This window comes from Staphylococcus sp. FSL W8-0305, from assembly GCF_037966415.1.
GTDB classification, from domain to species: Bacteria; Bacillota; Bacilli; order Staphylococcales; family Staphylococcaceae; genus Staphylococcus; species Staphylococcus aureus.
On sequence record NZ_CP150198.1, the window covers coordinates 1,203,773 to 1,225,618 of the forward strand.

Annotated in this window: 19 protein-coding genes; 1 reads left to right on the forward strand and 18 read right to left on the reverse strand. The window is 33.2% G+C overall.

All coding sequences use genetic code 11. The features are described from left to right. Window positions 1-90: 90 nt before the first annotated feature. The 9 genes from secG to NST10_RS06015 form a co-directional block, all read right to left on the reverse strand. On the reverse strand, window positions 91-324 hold the full coding sequence (gene secG / locus NST10_RS05975) for a preprotein translocase subunit SecG (protein ID WP_000556760.1): 234 nt from the start codon (window positions 322-324) through the stop codon (window positions 91-93). Between the two features lie 66 nt (window positions 325-390). Next, the gene (locus NST10_RS05980; RefSeq protein ID WP_000785248.1) at window positions 391-849 is read right to left on the reverse strand and encodes a hypothetical protein; all 459 of its coding nucleotides are present in this window, start codon (window positions 847-849) and stop codon (window positions 391-393) included. 336 nt (window positions 850-1,185) lie between these two features. Further along, window positions 1,186-2,490 carry a surface-displayed alpha-enolase gene (gene eno, locus NST10_RS05985; protein WP_001121760.1) on the reverse strand — a complete coding sequence of 435 codons (1,305 nt, stop codon included), beginning with the start codon at window positions 2,488-2,490 and terminating at the stop codon, window positions 1,186-1,188. A 129-nt stretch (window positions 2,491-2,619) separates the two neighbouring features. Then, a complete protein-coding gene (gene gpmI, locus NST10_RS05990; RefSeq protein WP_001085498.1) occupies window positions 2,620-4,137 on the reverse strand; it encodes a 2,3-bisphosphoglycerate-independent phosphoglycerate mutase in 1,518 nt (505 codons plus the stop codon). Between the two features lie 2 nt (window positions 4,138-4,139). Further along, the gene (gene tpiA, locus NST10_RS05995) at window positions 4,140-4,901 is read right to left on the reverse strand and encodes a triose-phosphate isomerase (RefSeq protein ID WP_001260089.1); all 762 of its coding nucleotides are present in this window, start codon (window positions 4,899-4,901) and stop codon (window positions 4,140-4,142) included. Window positions 4,902-5,022: 121 nt separating this feature from the next. Further along, window positions 5,023-6,213, reverse strand: a complete 1,191-nt coding sequence (locus NST10_RS06000) for a phosphoglycerate kinase (RefSeq protein WP_001074749.1) — start codon at window positions 6,211-6,213, stop codon at window positions 5,023-5,025. 138 nt (window positions 6,214-6,351) lie between these two features. Next, window positions 6,352-7,362, reverse strand: a complete 1,011-nt coding sequence (gene gap, locus NST10_RS06005) for a type I glyceraldehyde-3-phosphate dehydrogenase (RefSeq protein ID WP_000279414.1) — start codon at window positions 7,360-7,362, stop codon at window positions 6,352-6,354. A 52-nt stretch (window positions 7,363-7,414) separates the two neighbouring features. Then, entirely contained in the window at window positions 7,415-8,428 is a 1,014-nt protein-coding gene (locus tag NST10_RS06010) for a sugar-binding transcriptional regulator (RefSeq protein ID WP_000654027.1), read from the reverse strand. A gap of 493 nt (window positions 8,429-8,921) precedes the next feature. Next, a complete protein-coding gene (locus tag NST10_RS06015) occupies window positions 8,922-9,551 on the reverse strand; it encodes a DUF4887 domain-containing protein (RefSeq protein ID WP_111061066.1) in 630 nt (209 codons plus the stop codon). A gap of 702 nt (window positions 9,552-10,253) precedes the next feature. On the opposite strand from NST10_RS06015, the gene NST10_RS06020 reads away from it, so the two are divergent. Then, a complete protein-coding gene (locus NST10_RS06020; protein WP_000816311.1) occupies window positions 10,254-11,156 on the forward strand; it encodes a TIGR01777 family oxidoreductase in 903 nt (300 codons plus the stop codon). Window positions 11,157-11,362: 206 nt separating this feature from the next. Here the strand turns inward: NST10_RS06020 and NST10_RS06025 are convergent, their stop codons facing one another. The 9 genes from NST10_RS06025 to lgt form a co-directional block, all read right to left on the reverse strand. Then, window positions 11,363-12,997 (reverse strand): malolactic enzyme, encoded by a 1,635-nt coding sequence (locus NST10_RS06025; RefSeq protein ID WP_000675909.1) that lies wholly within the window; start codon window positions 12,995-12,997, stop codon window positions 11,363-11,365. Between the two features lie 181 nt (window positions 12,998-13,178). Next, complete coding sequence (gene clpP, locus NST10_RS06030) at window positions 13,179-13,766, reverse strand: ATP-dependent Clp endopeptidase proteolytic subunit ClpP (RefSeq protein WP_001049165.1); 588 nt, start codon at window positions 13,764-13,766, stop codon at window positions 13,179-13,181. Between the two features lie 568 nt (window positions 13,767-14,334). Beyond that, window positions 14,335-15,279 (reverse strand): DNA-binding protein WhiA, encoded by a 945-nt coding sequence (whiA, locus tag NST10_RS06035; RefSeq protein WP_000006551.1) that lies wholly within the window; start codon window positions 15,277-15,279, stop codon window positions 14,335-14,337. A gap of 108 nt (window positions 15,280-15,387) precedes the next feature. After that, a complete protein-coding gene (locus NST10_RS06040) occupies window positions 15,388-16,383 on the reverse strand; it encodes a YvcK family protein (protein WP_303661562.1) in 996 nt (331 codons plus the stop codon). Continuing rightward, on the reverse strand, window positions 16,380-17,291 hold the full coding sequence (gene rapZ / locus NST10_RS06045) for an RNase adapter RapZ (RefSeq protein ID WP_000369719.1): 912 nt from the start codon (window positions 17,289-17,291) through the stop codon (window positions 16,380-16,382). Before rapZ ends, NST10_RS06040 begins: the two co-directional genes overlap by 4 nt. Window positions 17,292-18,058: 767 nt before the next feature. After that, window positions 18,059-18,994 (reverse strand): thioredoxin-disulfide reductase, encoded by a 936-nt coding sequence (gene trxB / locus NST10_RS06050; protein WP_000134963.1) that lies wholly within the window; start codon window positions 18,992-18,994, stop codon window positions 18,059-18,061. 66 nt (window positions 18,995-19,060) lie between these two features. Next, window positions 19,061-20,500, reverse strand: coding sequence for a tetratricopeptide repeat protein (locus NST10_RS06055; RefSeq protein WP_000057557.1), 1,440 nt, complete (start codon window positions 20,498-20,500; stop codon window positions 19,061-19,063). Window positions 20,501-20,507: 7 nt separating this feature from the next. After that, window positions 20,508-20,993 carry a DapH/DapD/GlmU-related protein gene (locus tag NST10_RS06060; RefSeq protein WP_339211860.1) on the reverse strand — a complete coding sequence of 162 codons (486 nt, stop codon included), beginning with the start codon at window positions 20,991-20,993 and terminating at the stop codon, window positions 20,508-20,510. Window positions 20,994-21,000: 7 nt separating this feature from the next. Continuing rightward, complete coding sequence (gene lgt / locus NST10_RS06065) at window positions 21,001-21,843, reverse strand: prolipoprotein diacylglyceryl transferase (protein WP_000508984.1); 843 nt, start codon at window positions 21,841-21,843, stop codon at window positions 21,001-21,003. Window positions 21,844-21,846: the final 3 nt, after the last annotated feature.

Below are 21,846 nucleotides of genomic sequence, written 5' to 3' on the forward strand. Positions count from 1 at the left end.
TAATTAAACAATATGTTTCTAATAATTGAACATGAGTCCTTTATTATTCTAATTATAAATAAAAAAGCCCGACATTTACATCGCCGGACCTTACATACCAAGATAACTTATGCAAATCATAAGTACAAAAAATAATATTGATAAAATAATTGTTAATCTATTTAAGAATAAATCGACGCCACGTTGTTTTTGTTTACCGAATAACTGCTCAGCACCACCACTGATGGCACCTGAAAGTCCACTGCTTTTACCTTCTTGGAGTAGTACAACAGTTATTAATGCAATACAATCAATGATTAATAATACGATTAAAAATGTATGCATAAATTGTCCTCCGTTCCTTATATACGACAAGTAGTATATCATATTTTCATTGTTAAAATCAATTTTCTAGCGATTAAATGTACTTTTACGTTTGATAGAAACAACAAGCATATAAATCGCTAATGCAACCGAACCTATAATAACAATTAAAATTGGCAATGTTAAGTACGCACCGTGTGCAGCTTTTATTGCTTGAATTGTGATTGATAAATTAATCAACGTAAACAAACTATTTGATACATAAACTGCAAACATAAACCACCACACATAAGTATGTCGATTCCAAAAAGTGATGAAGCCTGCTAGATAAGCCAAAATATACATAATACCAGTGAATCTAAAGCTGTTTAAAATGTAATCTATCGCTTTATCTGAAGTGTTTTGATTCGTTAAATTGAGTAATGCTTTGGCAGTCGCATTATCCAACGAAACAAAGTAATGAATAATCAACAATATTGAGAATGCGATTGATGCAGTTGCAATAAAGCGTCCTGTTTTAATTTCTTTATTCGTTCTATCAGCCATTTGTTTACTCCTCATATATTTAAATACGTTCTATAAAACCTTTATTTAATTTTACCTTTTAATAAAAGTGAATACCCTGTCATACAATATTCATTTCAACATAAATTTATTATACCAGTTTAATAATACAAGTTAAATATGTGTTATTAGTTACCTCATGATTATTAGTCTGTTATGAATAATACTTCAAAAAAAAACCTGCCACAGTCTCAACTCTGTGGCAGGTTATAAATAAAAGCGTGAACTTTTTAAGCGTGAACTCAAAAACTTTATTCAATTTATACCGACATAATAATCCTCAACTAAAATTATGGCAGTACTTAATGTTTAAAATGATTATTTATCTAAGTTATAGAATGATTTGATACCGTCATATTTAGCAGTTTCAAATAATTCATCTTCGATACGTAATAATTGATTGTATTTAGCAATACGGTCAGTACGTGATAATGAACCAGTTTTAATTTGACCAGCGTTTGTAGCAACAGCGATATCAGCAATTGTTGTATCTTCTGTTTCACCTGAACGGTGAGAAACTACTGCTGTGTAACCAGCTTTTTGAGCCATTTCGATTGCATCAAATGTTTCAGTTAATGTACCGATTTGGTTAACTTTAATTAAGATTGAGTTACCAATTCCGTTTTCAATACCTTTTGCTAAAATTTCAGTGTTTGTTACGAATAAATCGTCACCTACTAATTGTACACGGTCACCGATACGTTCTGTAAGTTGTTTCCAACCATCCCAGTCGTTTTCGTCCATACCGTCTTCAATTGTAATGATAGGATATTTGTCTACTAATTGTTCTAAGTAGTCAACTTGTTCTGCAGCTGTACGTTTTGCACCGTGTTCGCCTTCGAACTTACTGTAGTCATATACACCATTTTCATAGAATTCTGATGATGCACAGTCAAATCCTAAGAATACTTCTTCACCTGGTTTGTAACCAGCTGCTTCGATTGCTTGGATAATTGTTTCAACAGCATCTTCAGTACCTTCAAATTTAGGAGCGAAACCACCTTCGTCACCTACTGCAGTTTCTAAACCACGTTTGCTTAAAATTGATTTTAAGTTGTGGAAAATTTCAGTACCCCAACGTAATGATTCTTTGAACGTTGTAGCACCTACAGGTAAAATCATGAATTCTTGGAATGCAATTGGAGCATCTGAGTGAGAACCACCATTAACGATGTTCATCATTGGTACTGGTAACTGCTTACCATTAAATCCACCTAAATATTTGTAAAGTGGTTGACCTAATAAGTCAGCTGCTGCACGTGCTACTGCAATAGATACACCTAAAATAGCATTTGCACCTAATTTACCTTTGTTTGGAGTACCGTCTAATGCGATCATCATTTTATCAATAGATACTTGATCTAATACTGAAAATTCACCTTCAATAATTTCTGGTGCGATGATTTCATTAACGTTTTCAACTGCTTTAGTAACACCTTTACCTAAATAACGTGATTTATCTCCATCACGTAATTCAACAGCTTCGTGTTCACCAGTTGAAGCACCTGATGGTACTAATGCACGACCAAATGCGCCACTTTCAGTTAATACTTCTACTTCAACAGTTGGGTTACCACGAGAGTCTAAGACTTCGCGAGCGTAAACATCTGTAATAATTGGCATGTTTATAATCTCCTTTAAATAGTTATTCTATAATTATTATAGCTTTATTCTTTCATTTAACAAAATGATATTACTATTATTTTCAAAAAATAAGTGTCATTAAGCGTTTACTTAACATCTTTTACAATATTAGTGTTTAATTAAAGATTCACCTGTCATATCTTCAGGTTGTTCTACATTTAATAAATCTAATAATGTAGGTGCTAAGTCACCTAAACGACCAGTTTCTCTAAGTGTAACGCCTTCTTTTGTTACAATCACTGGTACTGGGTTCGTTGTATGCGTCGTCATTGGTTGATCATCATCCGTCAATACTTGATCAGAGTTACCATGGTCAGCAGTAATAATTGCATAACCGTCCATGTCTAAAATCTTATCAACCACTTCGCCTAAACATTCATCAACCGCTTCGATTGCTTTGATTGTCGGCTCAAGCATACCACTATGTCCAACCATATCAGGGTTAGCAAAGTTTAAAATAATTAAGTCCAAGTCACCTTTATTTAACTCTTCTAATAATGCATCTTTAACTTCATAAGCACTCATTTCTGGTTTCAAGTCATACGTTGCAACTTTAGGTGAATCAATCAAACGACGACGTTCACCTTTAAATTCCTCATTACGTCCACCACTCATAAAGTAAGTAACGTGAGGATATTTTTCAGTTTCTGCAATACGTAATTGAGTTAAATTGTTATTTTGTGCAATTTCACCGATTGTATTATTTAAATCGACTTTTTCGAAGACGATAGCCGCATCGATATTGTCATTATACTTAGTGAATGTTGCATAGAATAAGTCTTTAACTTGTTCAACTTTAAATCCTTCGAATGCTCTGTTCGCAAAAATTTCCGATAATTGTGCCGCTCTATCAGGTCGGAAATTATAGAAGATCACTGCATCTCCATCATTAACACCGTCATTTTGATCCTCAACGATGAATGGTACTACGAATTCGTCAGTTAAGCCTTCATTATAACTTGCTTCCACACCTTCTTTGGCAGTTGCATAAGTTGGGGCATCAAAGTTACGAATAGCATTGTAAGCTTTTTCTTCACGTTCCCAACGTTTGTCACGGTCCATTGCATAATAACGGCCAGACACAGATGCAAATTGACCAATACCTAATTCATTGAATTTAGCTTCAGTCTCTTCGATGTATTTCAAAGCGGATTTTTGATCTACGTCACGACCATCTAAAAATGCGTGTACGTAAACTTTTTCAACACCTTGTTTTTTAGCAAGTTCTAACAAAGCAAATAAATGTTTGTAATGACTGTGTACACCACCGTCAGACAATAAACCAAAGATGTGTAACGCTGAATCATGTGAATTCACGTGTGCAATTGCATTATTTAAAACATCATTTTCAAAGAAATCACCGTCTTCAATTGATTTATTGATTCGAGTTAAACTTTGATAAACGATACGTCCTGCACCGATATTCATATGACCAACTTCTGAGTTACCCATTTGTCCTTCAGGTAGTCCAACATCTAAGCCACTCGCTTCGATTTGAGTCGTTGGATATTTGTTGTAATAACGATCAAAATTAGGCTTGTTTGCTAATTTTACCGCATTACCATGTTCGCTTTCGCGGTTCGCAAAACCATCTAAAATAATTAACGCAGTTGGTTTCTTAGCCATGATTATTTTGCACCTTCTAACAATTGTACGAAATCTTCAACTTTAAGTGATGCGCCACCTACTAATGCCCCATCAATATCAGTTTGTGCCATGTATTCTTTAATGTTGTTAGGTTTAACACTACCACCATATTGAATACGAGTTGCTTCTGATACTTCTTTGCTTGATAAGTCAGCAATAGTTTGACGTACAAATGCACACATTTCATTCGCATCTTCAGATGTTGATGATTTACCAGTTCCGATTGCCCAGATTGGTTCATAAGCAATTACAACTGATTTAAGTTGATCTTCAGATAAACCTGCAACAGCTTTCTTAACTTGCTCACCTACAACATCGTTAGCTTTACCACTTTCACGCTCTTCGTCTGTTTCACCAACACAAATAATTGGAGTCATTCCATGTTTGAAAATAGCGTGCGCTTTTTTGTTAATTTCTTCATCTGTTTCGTGGAATAATTCACGACGTTCAGAATGACCGATAACAACGTATTTAACGCCTAAATCTGCTAATGCAACTGGAGACGTTTCACCTGTGAACGCACCGTTATCTTCGAAATACGTATTTTGAGCACCGATTTCTAAACCTTGTGCTTTTCCTTCTTTAACTGCAGTAGTTAATGCATCTAATTGAATTGCTGGTGCACAAATTACTGATTCTACTTCTTTTGAATCTGGTAATGTTGGCAATGCATTGACGAAGTCTTTTGCTTCTTGTACTGTTTTGTTCATTTTCCAGTTACCAGCTATAATTGGTGTTCTCATTAAAGACACTCCTTGTTTTGTAAATATTTTTGAAAAGTGATGAAACACGATGTCATCTTATGACTGTTTTCCCGTAACAATGTTAAACAAACATGCCACATCACTTTAAACTATCACTTTATTATTTATTATTGATTGCTTTGATACCAGGCAATTCTTTACCTTCTAGGTACTCTAATGACGCTCCGCCACCAGTTGAAATATGAGTGAAGTCATTTTCAAAACCTAAAGAGATTGCTGCTGCAGCTGAATCACCGCCACCGATAATCGTAATTGCATCTTTAAGGTTTGCAATTGCTTTACATACACCAATTGTACCTTGTGCAAAGTTACTGAACTCGAATACACCCATAGGTCCATTCCATACAACAGTGTGCGCACCTTCTAATTCATCTGCAAATAATTTTACAGTGTTTGGTCCAATATCCATACCTTCTTGGTCTGCTGGAATTGAATCAGATGGTACTACAGTAATTTTGGCATCATTAGAAAATTCTTTAGCAACTTTAGTGTCTACTGGTAATACAATTTTATCACCATGTTTTTCTAATAAATCTTTTGCGAAGTCGATTTTATCTTCTTCTAATAATGAAATACCAATTTCTTTACCTTGCGCTTTTAAGAAAGTATAAGCCATACCTCCGCCGATGATAATTTTATCAGCGATGTTAACTAAGTTTTTGATGACATTAATTTTGTCAGATACTTTTGCTCCACCTAAAATAGCAACAACTGGTTTATGTGGATCGTTAACTACGCCACCGATAAACTTAATTTCTTTATCCATTAAGAATCCAGCTGCAGTTTCTAAGTGTGTAGAAATACCAACATTAGATGCATGCTCACGATGCGCAGTACCAAAAGCATCATTTACAAACACATCACCTAAAGATGCCCAGTATTTACCTAATTCTGGATCATTTTTAGATTCTTTTTTACCGTCTAAATCTTCATAACGTGTATTTTCAACTAATAATACGTCGCCTTCTTTAAGGTCTTTAATAGCTGCTTCAAGTTTTTCGCCGCGTGTTTCTGGTACGAAAACAACTTCTTTATCTAATTTCTTAGATAAGTCTTCAGCAACTGGACGTAAAGTTAATTTTGCTTTATCACTTTCTTCTTTTACTTTACCTAAATGTGAAAATAGTACGATTTTACCACCTTGTTCGATGATGTATTGAATTGTAGGTAAAGCTTGAACGATACGGTTGTCATTAGTAATTTCACCGTCTTTTAAAGGTACGTTAAAATCAGCACGTACTAGGACTGTTTTACCTTTAAGATCTAAATCAGAAACAATTTTTTTAGCCATGGTGTTTCCTCCTTGTAATTAGGAAATTTTATATAAAAATAAGCGGAGAAGCGTTTGTGCTCCCCGCTTACTCATAAGCTTTAATTAATGCTAAATAGTTCTGAGCACTAGCGTATTTGAATAAAAACTATACTAAAATTATTTAGAAAGTTCAGCTAAGTATGCTAATGTACGAACTAATTGTGCAGTATATGACATTTCGTTATCATACCAAGCTGCAACTTTAACTAATTGACGGTCACCAACTGACATTACACGAGTTTGTGTAGCGTCGAATAATGAACCGTAAGTCATACCTACAACGTCTGAAGAAACGATTTCGTCTTCAGTGTAACCGAATGATTCGTTTGAAGCATTTTTCATAGCTTCGTTAACTTGTTCAACTGTTACGTCTTGTTTTTCTAATACTACTGTTAATTCAGTTAATGAACCTGTAGCTACAGGAACACGTTGTGCACCACCATCTAATTTACCATCGATTTCAGGAATAACTTTACCGATAGCTTTAGCAGCACCTGTTGAGTTAGGGATGATGTTTTCTGCTGCTGCACGAGCACGACGTTTGTCACCTTTTCTGTGAGGTGCGTCTTGTGTATTTTGATCACCTGTGTAAGCGTGAATTGTAGTCATTAAACCTTCAACTAAACCAAAGTCATCGTTTAAAACTTTAGCAACTGGTGCTAATGAGTTTGTAGTACATGAAGCACCTGAAACAACTGTTTCAGAACCATCTAACTCTTGGTGGTTAGTGTTGAATACGATTGTTTTTAAGTCACCAGTAGCTGGTGCTGAGATTAATACTTTTTTAGCGCCTGCTTCAATATGAGCTTGTGCTTTATCTTTATCAGTGTAGAAACCAGTACATTCTAATACTACATCGATATTTAAGTCTTTCCAAGGTAATTTGCTTGCATCTGGTTCACTGAATGATTTAACTTCTTTACCATTTACGCGGAAACCACCATCAACTACCTCTACTTCACCTGTGAAACGACCTTGCATAGTGTCATATTTTAATAAATGCGCTAACATGTCGTCATCTGTTAAGTCGTTTACTGCTACAACTTCAAGACCTTCTACTTCTTGAATTCTTCTGAATGCTAAACGACCAATTCTACCAAAACCATTAATTGCTACTTTTACTGCCATTATAATGGCCTCCTTTAAAATGATATTTAAAAAGTATTAAACTTTTTATCTCTTATTCAAGTATTATCTTTGCTGCGGCTTCATCAGTGATTAACACTGTATTCTTGGGTGCAATCGTCAAGTATGCTTTAATTGCTTCACCTTTCGATTTGCCTCCTGCAACTGCAAAAATAAAGTCTTTTGATTCAAGGTCTTCTAATTGAAGTCCAATTGTTTTAACCTTATGGACAATTTGACCTTGTGTATCAAAATAATAACCAAATGCCTCTCCGACAGCTTGATGATGTTGAAGTTGTTCAATGACCTTTTCAGGTGATTGACGTCGATGCGCCATCTTCAGCGCATCACCAATGCCGTGTAATATAACGTTTGCTTGTTTAATTTTGTCTAAAGTGTTTATGACTGATGGCTCTAACAACAATGTGTTATATGTTGTTTCGCTGACATTATCAGGTACATACATCGTCGTATAATAACCGCCAGCTTGTTGTGCCATACTGGCTGCAATTGTGTTTGCCTGAAAGACAACATTTTCGCCTAGTCCACCTCTGGCTGGTACGAAGAATACATTATATGGTAATAAATGAATTGCTTCACTAACACATGCCATCGTGGATCCGCCAGTTACAGCAACTATCGCATCTTCTTGTAATATGCCTTCAAGTAATTGACCTGCTTGCCTACCTAATTCTGTTTTAACAGATTGGCTATTATCAGCATCACCAGGAACAACATGAACTTCCTTAATTTGAAATTTATTCTTAATACCTTCTGACAGACGATTGTCATCTGCATAGATATCAAAGTAATCTTTCAATTGCGAAATCAGTTGCTCACCTTCAGCTGTAATTTCCATTCCGGTAGGCTTAACTTTTATCAAATCTTGTTTCTTAAGCATATCTGTTTCAGAACGCAGTACACGTTCAGTCATATCCATATGTTCGCTTAAACTTCGACGTCCGACAGGCTGATTTTTTGAGATAGTAGTAAGAATAGAAAAACGTTTATACATTTTATCTATGAGATCCGGTATAAGCTTTTGCTGTGCTTGCAATAAGTCTTTCACTACTACCTCCTCCTTATATTTATAAATGTAAATAAGGATATGTCACAACCAGTGGTTGCCTTTTTAAGTCCCACGTGGGACAAAAATTAACCTCTTTACACTTGCAATAGTACTATTCTATTTCAAAAATTGCAAGCATAAAACTTAAATTTTCTAAATAATTTGATAAAGCGCTTGCAATATATTTTCGATTTATTATACAACAAAACGTTTTATTTTATTCGCTGTAGTCAAATGTATACCCTTATACTGATTCTCTAATCATTTGCTTATTATTTGAGACTAGGACATAAATCAATGCTCTAGAATCTGAAAAGTTACATTGCCAGTAGTTGACTGAAAAAATAAATTTCACTATCTGCAAAATAAACAACTAACTATTTAAGTATCATCTCTCCCCTAATTAACAATTATAAAAATAAGAACCAATATTCGAGACAACCTAATTAATTGTGTTGTCTGTCATACTGGTTCATTTTTGTTTGACTAAATACTACTTATCATTAGCATTATTTTGTTTATTTGTTGTTGATTGGCTATTTTGTTGTGGTGCTTGTGGTTTCGCTTGTTGATTTGATTGATTGTTTTGTTGATTATTATTTGGCTTTGGTGTTGGTTGTTGCGGCTGTGGTTTAGGCTGAGCTGGTTGTTTATTATCATCAGTTTTCTTCTGATTATCATCTGATTTATCTTGAGATGCTTTGTCATCCTTATCTTTCGACTCATCCTTTGATGCTTTATCATCATTCTCTTCTTTAGCAGGACGTTGCTTTGTAGGTGCTTGTTGCTGAGGTGGCACATATTGATATTGATTCTGCTGTGGCAATTGCTGATATTGGTTTGCTTGTGAATCTAGCTCACTCTGCTCTTTTTCCTCTTGTTGCTTTTTCTTTCTCTCTTTTTCTGCATTTTCTTTTTGACGCTTTTCTTTTTGTTCCTGCTTTTGTTCGTTCAACATACGTTCTTTAGCTTTATTCGAATGATCTACATATGCAAAAATTGCAAATACTAATCCTCCGAGTAATAGCAATACCGTCGCAATGCTAACTACTTTCGCTGTTGTACTCATTTTCTTCTTACTTCCATCTTCATTTTTATTGTAGTCGTAATTTTGATTCGACATACTCTCCCTCACTTCAAACTAATTTAAATATAGAAATTATCACGTAACTATTAACATTTTCACAACTAATTTGCTTACCTTGTTTCTACAAACATTAATAAACATTTACTCTTTTTGCCTTCTTCAACTTAAAACTATATTCACTATTACTCACTCGTAAATCGGATTCATTTTTACAAAGAAATAGTAGTCTTATATATCTTAACATTTAATAACTAAATCAAACATATTTTGAGCCTTTTTTTGAAAATTAACATATTAACCTTTTTGATTTTACAACAAATTATAGCTACGTATTGAAAATTAAAGCATTAGTTTAAGTGTTGTGTTAAAAGTTTTTATGTTTAGATTGTTATATTACTATCTATTCTTAAATTTGTTTAAAAAATTAATGCTTTGAATTGATGTATAACGGGAATAAGATATAAATAAAAACGACCCGCACGATAAACGTACGGGTCCACTACTAAAGGGAGTCAAATTTTTACCTTCGTTTGTATCATGCAGCGTTTTACACATACTTTTAAGAGATGTTTATTCGTTATCGAAGGTACACCTTTATTATAACTTATATCATTTTTATTAAAATACAATTCAAAAAAAGTTATTGACATATTATTGTCTAAATAATGTATAACCTTTGAACAACAATAATGATTATTAAATAGTAACTAAATACAAAATTACATGGGGTGAATGATAATGAAACAATACTTAATTACTGGTGGGACTGGTATGGTTGGATCTCAATTAGTTAATGAAATCAAAAAATCAGATTCACATATCACGATATTAACGCGACACGACCAAATTTCAAATAATAAGAAAATTTCATATGTCAACTGGGCTAAATCTGGGTGGGAACACAAAGTTCCTCAAAATATCGATGTGGTCATCAACTTAGCAGGTGCTACATTGAATAAACGATGGACACCGGAATATAAACAAACGCTAATGCTAAGTAGAATTCAATCTACGCAAGCTTTATATGAATTGTTTAAATCACGTAATAAAGCACCTAAAGTTTTATTTAATGCTAGTGCCACTGGTTACTATCCTCCTGATTTATTTATGAGTTACACAGAAGTTTATAAAACTTTACCATTTGATTTCTTATCAGATATTGTGTATCAATGGGAACGTTTCGCACAACAATTTGAACAATTAGGTACACGAGTTGTCATCGGTCGTTTCGGTATAATTTTATCGAATGAAGGCGGTGCGTTACAAACAATGAAACTACCATACGAATATTACATTGGTGGTAAATTAGGTTCTGGTCAACAATGGTATTCATGGATTCATATCAATGATTTAATTCAAGCTATTTTATTTTTAATAAATAACGAGTCAGCTAGTGGTCCGTTTAATTTAACTGCACCTATACCTGAGCGTCAAAATTTATTTGGCTACACTTTAGCAAGAGCTATGCATAAGCCTCATGAAACTTGGGTACCAAGTCTTGCAATGCGTCTCATACTTGGTCAAATGTCAACAGTAGTATTGGATACTCAAAAAGTATTACCTAATAAAATTCAAGCATTGGGATTCCAATTTAAATATAGTAATTTAAAAATGGCACTTGAAGATTTAATTAGTAAGTGAGTGGGACATTGATCTCTCCTACTCCACTTCAAGCAAAAAGTCTAGGAGATAATTCGTTAAATCTCTCTAGACTTTTCTATTTGCTGATATTACATATAGATATAACTTTAAAGTCACTTATGAATATTGGTTGATTAATTTTAAAGTAAATACGAAAAGGCCACTTGAAACAAAATGTTCAAATGACCTTTTACTACTTTATAAAATTAAATGTATGATTTGTATTCAGGATACCAAATTTCAGCTTCAATTGCTTCATCAATATCATCAATAGTTTCAGCGTTTAATCCTTGATCAATGACACTTTGTGCAACCGCTTTGGCTATGGCACGAGAACATTGATGTATTTTCTCAACAGGTGGTAAGACTGCAGCTCCTGGTTCATCTGGATTGACCATGCCACCAAGTGCATGACTCGCAGCTGATAGAATCTGTTGATTTACTTTCTTCGCTTTTGACGCAATAAGACCCAAACCTAAACCAGGATACATCAATGCATTATTTGCTTGACCAATACTGTAATTCACACCATTGTATTCAATGTCATTATATGGGATACCAGTTCCAATTAATGCTTTTCCATTAGTCCATTTTAATAAATCTTGTGCAGTTGCTTCTGCTAATTTTGTAGGATTAGACAATGGGAAAATCATTGGACGTTCTGTATGTTTTAACATCTCTTTTACTGCATCTTCTGTAAATGCACCTGTTTGAGTTGATGTACCGATTAAAACAGTAGGCTTAATATTTTCAATTACTTCTTTTAAATTTTTCCAGTTTACTGTATTTGAAAATTCATTCCTATTTTTAGCAAATACTTGTTGAGCTTCAGTTAAGTCATCCATATCATCAAACAACAATCCTTGTTTATCCATAATATAGAAATGCTGATTTGCTTTATCTTCTGAAACATCCTGTTTAATTAGTTCATCTTTTAAAATATTGGTAATACCCATACCAGCTGTACCACCACCATAAACTAAGAACGTCTGATTCGTATAGTCTACTTTAGAAATATTTAATGCACCTAGTACGCCGGCTAATGTAACTATACCTGTACCTTGAATATCATCATTAAATGTTGGTAAAGTATCTTCATATTTATCTAAAATATTTTTAGCATGCCCTCTACCAAAATCTTCCCAATGTAATAGTGCATTAGGATATTCTTTACGCACTGCACTCACAAATTTATCTACAAATGTGTAATATGTCTCATCATCGACACGTTTATGACGATTTCCTAAATAAAGTTCATCATTCAGTAATTGTTCATTATTAGTACCTACATCTAAAGATACAGGTAATACTTGTGCGGGATTTATTCCAGCTGCCGCTGTATATACTATTAATTTTCCTATCGCAATATCTACACCATCAACGCCCCAATCGCCGATACCTAATATACCTTCCGCATCTGTTACTACGATTAATCGAATATCTCTGCCATTTGCAACGTTGCGCAATTCTTGTTCAATTTGGTCTTGTCTATCAACAGATAAAAATACTGCATCTTGGGGTCTACTGAAATTCTCATTATATTGTTCAATCGATTGTGCAATAACAGGGTCATAAATAATTGGCATAAATTCAACTAAATGCTCAGAAGTCAATTTGTAAAACAATGTACGATTACGATTAAAAATTGCCATTAAAAATAAACGTTTCTCAAAATCGGTTTGTTTCGCCTTGAATTGTTCATAACATTGTTCTGCTTGTTGTTCTAAAGTTCGAACATTCGCAGGTAATAATCCTTCAAGCCCTAACTGTTTTCTTTCTTCGTTAGTAAAAGCTGTACCTTTGTTTAAAAATGGATTGTTAAGTAATTCAATGCCTTTCATAAAATCATCCTTTATATTTTTTAGATTGTAGAACCGCAGACGTAACGTGTCTAATTAAATTCTTATAAATATTTTTACCCGTTATTTTTTGCTTTTACTCAAAATATTTTGAACGATTTATTTATAAATTGGTTTAATCATACAAAAAGAGCAGACTGCTTAGTCTACTCTTTACTTTGAATTATTTTGTTTCAGGTACCATCACTTCATCAATTAAGCCATATTCTTTAGCTTCTTCTGCAGTTAAGAAGTTATCACGATCTGTGTCTTTTTGTATTTTTTCAATACTTTGACCAGTACGCTCTGATAAAATGCGATTTAATTTTTCACGTGTTTTTAAAATGTGATTTGCAGCAATTTCAATTTCAGTTGCTTGTCCTTGAGCACCACCTAATGGTTGGTGAATCATTACTTCTGCATTTGGTAACGCAAAACGTTTACCTTTAGCACCAGCTGCTAATAAGAATGATCCCATTGATGCAGCCATACCGATACAAATTGTTTGAACATCAGGTTTAATGTGTTGAATTGTATCATAAATCGCAAAACCAGCTGTTACACTTCCACCGGGTGAATTAATGTATAAATAAATATCTTTCTCTGAGTCTTGTGCTTGTAAGAATAATAACTGTGATACGATTGAATTTGCTACGTTGTCATCAATTTGTGAACCTAACATAATAATACGGTCTTTTAATAAACGTGAGTATATATCGTATGCACGTTCACCGCGATTTGTTGTTTCAATAACTGTAGGAATTAAATTCATCTATATTTCCTCCTTGTAATAACTGTTACTCATTATTTTACATATTAAGTCAAATTTGGTCAAACACTTTGACTTTAAATAGTTACATTGTTTGACGCTTGTCTCTTTCCTTTGTAAACTGATAATATCTATTTTAGATTGTACTTATTTTACTTCTCATAGTACAGTGATTTGATTAACACATTTACTCCTTGTGGTGTAATGGATAACACGTAAGATTCCGGTTCTTAAGATAGGGGTTCGATTCCCTTCAAGGAGGCATTTTAATAAAATACAATACTTTTCAATACAGAGAATCCCGCAATGTCGGGATTCTTTTTATGTTGATTTTTTGTCTATGATCAGGGACTTTCAGGGACTCAATTAATTATCACATTCATATTTTCTTATGACCAAATTGATATATATGATGCTACTTAATGAGAAAATTAGGTAACGCTTGGTTATTGAATTTCCTTCATTAAACTTCCCAGCTTAATTTAATGGTTAGTCGACTATTATTCATTAAACACTTTTTAATCATAAAAAAGGTATTTTTGATAATTCAATACCAAAAACACCTTCTTACTTATAATTCTATTTGTTCACCATTTCTAATCTTATCGGCTAAATCATTAAGTTTTCTTAATCGATGATTTACACCTGATTTTGAAATTGGACCAGTTGATACCATTTCTCCAAGCTCTTTCAACGAAATTTCTTGATGTTCTACTCGAATTCTAGCAATCTCTCTCAACCTGTCTGGTAAATTTTCAATACCAATTTCTTTATCAATCAATTTAATGCTCTCAACTTGTTTCATCGCAGCACTAACTGTTTTATTTAGATTTGCCGTTTCACAATTAACGAGTCGGTTAACAGAATTACGCATATCTCTTACAATACGTACGTCTTCAAATTTTAATAACGCTTGATAGCCACCTATCAAACTAAGAAAATCCGAAATCTTTTCCGCTTCTTTTAAATACGTAATACTTCCTTTTTTTCGCTCTAAATGTTTGGCATTCAACTCATAACTATTCATTAGTTTCGTTAAGCCTTCTGCATGACTCTCATTTTGAGAAAAAATTTCCAAATGGTATGAAGATGTTTCAGGGTTATTCACTGAGCCACCTGCCAGAAAAGCTCCTCTCAAGTAACTACGTCTCATTTCGTCATCTTGAATCATTGAATGATCAATTTCATGCGTAAAAATGCCGTCTTTTAAAATTCCTAATTCATCAAGAATTTCTTTCGCTTTCATCTTTGTACGACAAATATAAATATTATTTTTTTTAAGTTTCATTTTTTTACGGACTAATATTTCAACTTCCACATTAAAGACACGTTTAATCAACGAATAAATACGTCTTGCCGTTGTTGCATTTTCCGTTTGAACATTTATAACAAATTGTTGATTTGAAAGACTAAGTGCACCATTCATTCGAATCAGTGCACTGAGCTCTGCTTTTGCATTCATTTCATCGACGTCTATTCTAGTTAATTCATTTTTCATTTCTGATGCAAAGCTCATCGTACAGTCATTCCTTTCTTATTTAAAACATGATTCACCTTAGAACCACTGTCTATTTTCATTTTTATACAGCTCTATTATCATATCATAATATGATTACGTTCTATATTATTTACGTTTATCACTTGGTACGAAAGAAATAGTACTAATTAATTCTAAAGCTATGTCATAAATCATTGTCGATAACACTTTAGTATTATGTCTTACTAAATGATTTTCAGAAATTTCAACTAAATTAGAAGATGTTTTTACATTTATGCTTTCTTTTTCTAGTTCAGCCTTATTAACTTCAACTGGTTTAGAATGTTTTTCTTCATATTTTTTCAAAACTTGAGCATTGAAAGTTTGTGTACTACAAATGACATAATCAATAAACGGTTGTCCGGCTTGTCTATGAATCGCGTCGATATGATCTTTCACGCTATAACCATCTGTTTCCCCAGGTTGCGTCATCACATTAGATACATATAGCTTAGGCGCATCAGAATGAATTAATGCATCTGAAATACCATTGACACATAAGTTAGAAATAACGCTCGTATATAATGACCCTGGTCCAAGAACGATTAAATCTGCTTCCCTTAAAGCATCGATTGCTTCTTCCATTGGTTGCACATCGTTAGGTTCTAAAAACACACGATCAATTTTTTTATGTTTTTTAGGAATATTTGTTTCTCCAAAAACAATTTCTCCATCTTCCATAACAGCATTTAATTGCACACTTGTATTTGTAGATGGAATGACTCTACCTTTAATATTTAAAATTTTACTTAATGCTTTAATGGCATGTCCGAAATCATTCATAATATTAGTCATACCTGCGATTAATAAATTACCTAATGAGTGACCGCTAATTTGATTTTCTTCAAAACGATACTGAAAAAGTTGGCTTAAAACTGACTCAGAATCACTTAAAGCTGCAATCACATTTCTGATGTCTCCTGGTGCTGGTATATCCATTTCATCTCTGATTTTCCCTGTACTCCCACCATTATCAGCAACTGTTACAATCGCTGTAATATCAATTGGGAATTCTCTTAATCCCCTAGCCATAACTGATAAGCCAGTGCCACCACCGATAAGTACAACTTTTATTTGTCTCATTTTTTCTCGCCACTTTCAATATGTGCGTCCCTATGATGCACATAAACATTATATTCAAATACTTCATTTAGATAATTACCTAGTCGTTCTGCTAATGCTACAGATCTATGTTGTCCACCCGTACAACCGATGGCAATTACTAATTGAGATTTCCCTTCTTTTTTATACCCAGGTATCATAAAATCTAACAAATCAGTTAATTTTTCAAAGAAAATCTCTGTCTCTTTCCATTTCATAACATAATTATAAACGTCTTTATCTAATCCTGTTAAAGGTCTTAAATCTACTACATAATATGGATTTGGTAAAAATCGTACATCAAATACTAAATCTGCATCCATCTGAATCCCATGTTTAAAACCGAAACTTGTGACATTAATTGTAAAAGTTTCAAACTCTTCATCTTCATAGTATCGACGAATGCGTTCTTTTAATTCTTTAGGTGATAACTTTGTAGTATCTATAACAAAATTAGCTATACTTCTAATTTGAGACAAATGCTCTCGCTCATCATTAATTGCATTGATTAACGATTTTTTACCTTGTTCCATCAAAGGATGTGCACGACGCGTTTCCTTATATCTTGAAATTAATTTTTCAGTACTAGCTTCTAAAAACATAACATCAATGATGACGTCACTTTCACTTTTGACTTTATCCACTACTGCAACTAATGAATTAAATAGTTCCTTACCTCTTAAATCAATTGCAATTGCCACTTTTCTTAAGGATGGATTTCCTTGTTCCATCAACTCTACAAATTTAGGCAATAACACTGGTGGTAGATTATCTACACAAAAATATCCCATGTCTTCTAAACATTGAATAACCAAAGATTTACCTGCGCCAGATAAACCTGTGACAACTAATAATTCACTTTTACTTTTTTCTTTTTCATTATTATCCATTATTTTTTCACCGCCAAAACGAATTTCATGATGTTAATTTAAATGTTCTATGACAAAATTAAGCAACGATGTTTTATATTTATTTTAAACTATGTCTAGATTAAATTTCTAAAAATATACATCATTTAAAAGGAGATTGGGACATAAATCAATGTCCTAGGGTCTATAATATTATATTGCTAGTAGTTGACTGAATGAAAATGCGCTTGCAACAAGCTTTTTTCAATTATAGTCAGGGGCCCCAACAAAGAAGCTGACGTAAAGTCAGCTTACAATAATGTGCAAGTTGGGGTGGGGCCCCAACACAGAGAATTTCGAAAAGAAATTCTACAGGCAATGCGAGTTGGGGGGTGGGCCCCAACACAGAAGCTGACTTTCCGCCAGCTTACAATAATGTGCAAGTTGGGGCGGGACAACGATAAAGAAATACTTTTTCTATAGAAATTAGTATTTCTTATGCATGAGTTTTACTCATGTATTCCTATTTTTAAGTACACATTAGCTGTGGCTAATGTGTAAGAACCACTACATAATAAATCATTAGTGGCTCTTTATCATTTCTGTCCCACTCCCATAAAGTTATAAGTTTAATATAACATATAAAAAAACTAGAACTCATTGAAACGCACAAATGATACGTACTAAGTTCTAGTTTTCTATATAATTTGCTTTAATTTAAAAGTAAGACATTATTTTAACAATGTGATGTCACTATTAAAATAAATATCCAAATAATTTACAACGCAACATCTTAATTCGACTTCGATTTAAGCTTGATCGTTTAAATGTTCAATATATTCCGCTGCACTTTGTGCTGCAATACTACCATCGCCAGTAGCAGTGACAATTTGGCGTAAACCTTTGTCGCGAACATCTCCTGCTGCAAAAATACCTGGTACTGATGTTGTCATATCATCTTTTGTCACAATATAACCAACATCATTTGTAATACCTAAGTCTTTAAATGGTGCTGTTAATGGTTTCATACCAATATAGATGAATACACCATCAGCCTCGTGTGTTTCTTCTGAACCATCTTTTGTAGACGTTAATGTCACAGAACCCACTTTGCCGTCTTTTTCATTAATTGATTTCAAAGTATGGCTCCAAATAAAGTCTATTTTATCATTTTTGAATGCTCTATCTTGTAAAATACGTTGTGCACGTAACTCATCACGACGGTGAACGATTGTTACTTTGTCAGCAAATTTAGTTAAGAATGTTCCCTCTTCTACTGCTGAGTCACCACCACCGATAACGAATAGGCGTTTATTTTTAAAGAATGCACCATCACATACTGCACAATAACTTACACCGCGTCCACCAAGTTCTTGTTCACCCGGAACACCAATTTTCTTGTATTCTGCACCTGTAGCAATAATGACCGCTTTAGCTGTTAATTCTTTGTTACCAAAGTTAATCACTTTATATTCGCCTTTATCTTCTACAGATTTAATATCTCCATATTGATAAACTGCACCAAACTTTTTAGCGTGTTCAAACATTTTTGTAGATAAATCTGGACCTGTAATCATTTCGAAACCAGGGAAGTTCTCTACTTCTTCTGTATTAGCCATTTGACCGCCTGGAATACCTCTTTCAATCATAACTGTTTTTAAATTAGCACGTGATGCGTATACTGCAGCAGTCATACCAGCTGGACCTGCACCGATAATTGCTATATCAAAATCTATTTCAGTCATTTTATTAACGCCTCCTCATTATTAATCATTATGCGCATTATATAATAAATCTAACTTTTCATAAATCTATATGCTCAAGAGAAATTCAATCATTTTGTTCAGTTTATATTGTGTTATGCCTAACCATGTTGTAATTTGCTTCTTTGTAACGTTTCGAGGTTGATTTTTAAAATACAAATAAATAAACGCACCGATATATGGCTCAACATCAGTTAAATCTACTTTTTCAGCAATTATGAGTTCACCTTGATTAATCCATGCAACCATTAAATCATTTTCACTTACAAATAATTCATTATGGTAAAGCGTTAACAAGCCGCGATGAATGAAGTCTAATTTATTGAGCGTTAAACCTTGAACTAAATACGTTAAATACAATTTCTCATAATTATTTAGATTTTCCAGAACCTGCCAAATACTTTCCGTCATCACAATTTCTTTACCATTTAATTGATCCAATAAAAAAATACCATATAAACGATAATGACTGTCATCACTTTGAAGTAATGGCAAAATATGTTGGTCAAAAACTTCTTTGCTATTTTCAATTACCCAAGGAGCATGTCCAATTTCCACTTTAGAAATTTGCTTCAATTTATCCCAGTAGTAATGACTTTCGTCTTCTTCACCTAAATAATAATAATTATATGCTAAAGCATTGTACATTTGAATTGATAAAAATTTCCCTTTTTTATATAAAGGGTACAACAATTGTTGTGAAGCACGATACTGCTTTAAATAACTTAAAACAATACCTAATTTAAAACTTTCATCGTCATTCATAGGTACAACTTTATTTAATATTTTTAAATACTTTTGGTATTGTTCATTTTCCTTAGTGTTATAAAGTAGCAAAGTATAATGGCATAATGCATATATATCTGTACTATCCTCTTTTAATAGTGCTTCGTACAATGCTTTAGCCGTATCATATTCGCCGAGATATAAATAACACATTGCCAGTAAATTACGTACGACACGATGATCTTGAACTTCTTGTGGTTGATGTAAGACATAATTCTTTGCATCTTTTAATCGACCTTGAGAAAAAAGATATTGGAATAGTATTTGAACTACAAACAATTGAGCTTCAAGTTCAATTTGTTCTTCACTTTGATATTTCACATCAAACATTTGATCTAATTCATCTCTATAATCTTGGTCGTCGCTAACAATAACATAATTAATACCAAACAAGAATGCCTTGTTTGGTTCGTTAACTTCAATGTTGAGCTGACTCAATTCATAAAAGCTATCTTCTAGATGCCTATTATAAATAATATTGTCATAAAATAAATGTTCTGCTTTTTTAGCAATACCAAGTTGCACTAGACATTGTGCATAATCAATTTGAATTTCCAGATCATCAGGTGACAATTCTAACACTTTTTCAAAGTATTCAGCAGCTCGTTTATATTCTCTTTGTTTAAACTTCTGATTAGCCATTTTACGATAAAATGCATCATCAAAAGTCATTGGAATTACATTATTATTCTTTTGCGCCATAAAATTGTCACCTCCTAATCATTTTTATATACATAGGGTTGCCATATGCAAATCCATTATCCGGTATATCTTTTGAAACAACCGTACCAGCTGCAACTTTTACATTGTCACCAATCGTTATACCGGGTAAAATGGTAGCATTTGCACCAATCAAAGTGTTAGATCCTATCGTCACTGGTCCATAACGAAATTCATCAACTAATGCTTCATGCGTCAAAATTGTTACATTGTAACCAATAACACTGTTACTACCAATCGTAATCAGTTCTGGATAAAAAATATCTAACATTACTTTATAAGCTATCGACGATTGATTACCGATATTAATATTTAAAATTTGTTTATATATATGTCTTTTCAGTACCATACTTGGAATAAATTTCGAAAATTCAATGATGATTACATTCTTAAAAACTTTCGAAAATTTAATAAGACGGTATACATGCCATAAAGGGTTTGTACGATGATATTCTTTTGATAAAAATTTTCTCAAAATATCACTACTTCACTTTTCTTGTTGGCCATGGAAGCGCCCCAACTTTGCTATACAACGGTGGATTATACTTAATCCTTCTATATACAATTAAACTTATACTTATTAAAATTAAAAGAATTGATACTAATTGTGCAACTCTAATATTACTTGTGAGCATTAAGCTATCTGTACGTAATCCTTCTATAAAGAATCGACCAATTGAATACCAAGTTAAATATAAAAAGAATGTTTCTCCTAATTTTAAATGTTTACGAATATTAACTAAGATAATAAATCCAGCGACATCCCAAATGGATTCATATAAGAATGTTGGATGATAATATTGGCCGTTAATATACATATTTTCTATTATAAAATTAGGCAAATGTAATTGTTCTAAAAAAGCGCGTGACACAGGTCCACCATGTGCCTCGTGATTCATAAAGTTACCCCAGCGTCCAATTCCTTGCGCTAAAATTATACTTGGCGCAACGATATCACCAATTTGAAATGGGTTTAAATTTTTCACTTTACATACAATAACACCAGCAATAAAGCCACCTATTAAACCGCCATGTATTGCTATACCACCATGCCATATTTTAATAATTTCACCTGGATTTTCCGCGTAATATGGCCATTGGAAAATTACAAAATAGATTCGTGCCGCGATAAATCCAAATAGTGCACTATAAAAAATAATATCTACTAAAGTATCTTTATGTAATCCTGCTTTAACTAGTGCACGTTGTGCAACAAAGTAACCAAGTAGTATTCCGACAGCAATGATAATTCCATACCATCGTACACTTAGTGGTCCTAAGTTAAATGCCACAGGATCTATATAGTTAAATACAATACCACCCATTCA

Bases quoted from the DNA above. Each gene is read 5' to 3' on its own strand.
- trxB (WP_000134963.1), bottom strand. From the start codon at position 18,994: ATGACTGAAATAGATTTTGATATAGCAATTATCGGTGCAGGTCCAGCT.
- secG (WP_000556760.1), bottom strand. From the start codon at position 324: ATGCATACATTTTTAATCGTATTATTAATCATTGATTGTATTGCATTA.
- lgt (WP_000508984.1), bottom strand. From the start codon at position 21,843: ATGGGTGGTATTGTATTTAACTATATAGATCCTGTGGCATTTAACTTA.
- clpP (WP_001049165.1), bottom strand. From the start codon at position 13,766: ATGAATTTAATTCCTACAGTTATTGAAACAACAAATCGCGGTGAACGT.
- gpmI (WP_001085498.1), bottom strand. From the start codon at position 4,137: ATGGCTAAGAAACCAACTGCGTTAATTATTTTAGATGGTTTTGCGAAC.
- NST10_RS06025 (WP_000675909.1), bottom strand. From the start codon at position 12,997: ATGAAAGGCATTGAATTACTTAACAATCCATTTTTAAACAAAGGTACA.
- whiA (WP_000006551.1), bottom strand. From the start codon at position 15,279: ATGAGCTTTGCATCAGAAATGAAAAATGAATTAACTAGAATAGACGTC.
- NST10_RS06000 (WP_001074749.1), bottom strand. From the start codon at position 6,213: ATGGCTAAAAAAATTGTTTCTGATTTAGATCTTAAAGGTAAAACAGTC.
- NST10_RS06015 (WP_111061066.1), bottom strand. From the start codon at position 9,551: ATGTCGAATCAAAATTACGACTACAATAAAAATGAAGATGGAAGTAAG.
- NST10_RS06020 (WP_000816311.1), top strand. From the start codon at position 10,254: ATGAAACAATACTTAATTACTGGTGGGACTGGTATGGTTGGATCTCAA.
- NST10_RS06040 (WP_303661562.1), bottom strand. From the start codon at position 16,383: ATGAGACAAATAAAAGTTGTACTTATCGGTGGTGGCACTGGCTTATCA.
- tpiA (WP_001260089.1), bottom strand. From the start codon at position 4,901: ATGAGAACACCAATTATAGCTGGTAACTGGAAAATGAACAAAACAGTA.
- gap (WP_000279414.1), bottom strand. From the start codon at position 7,362: ATGGCAGTAAAAGTAGCAATTAATGGTTTTGGTAGAATTGGTCGTTTA.
- NST10_RS05980 (WP_000785248.1), bottom strand. From the start codon at position 849: ATGGCTGATAGAACGAATAAAGAAATTAAAACAGGACGCTTTATTGCA.
- NST10_RS06055 (WP_000057557.1), bottom strand. From the start codon at position 20,500: ATGGCGCAAAAGAATAATAATGTAATTCCAATGACTTTTGATGATGCA.
- rapZ (WP_000369719.1), bottom strand. From the start codon at position 17,291: ATGGATAATAATGAAAAAGAAAAAAGTAAAAGTGAATTATTAGTTGTC.
- eno (WP_001121760.1), bottom strand. From the start codon at position 2,490: ATGCCAATTATTACAGATGTTTACGCTCGCGAAGTCTTAGACTCTCGT.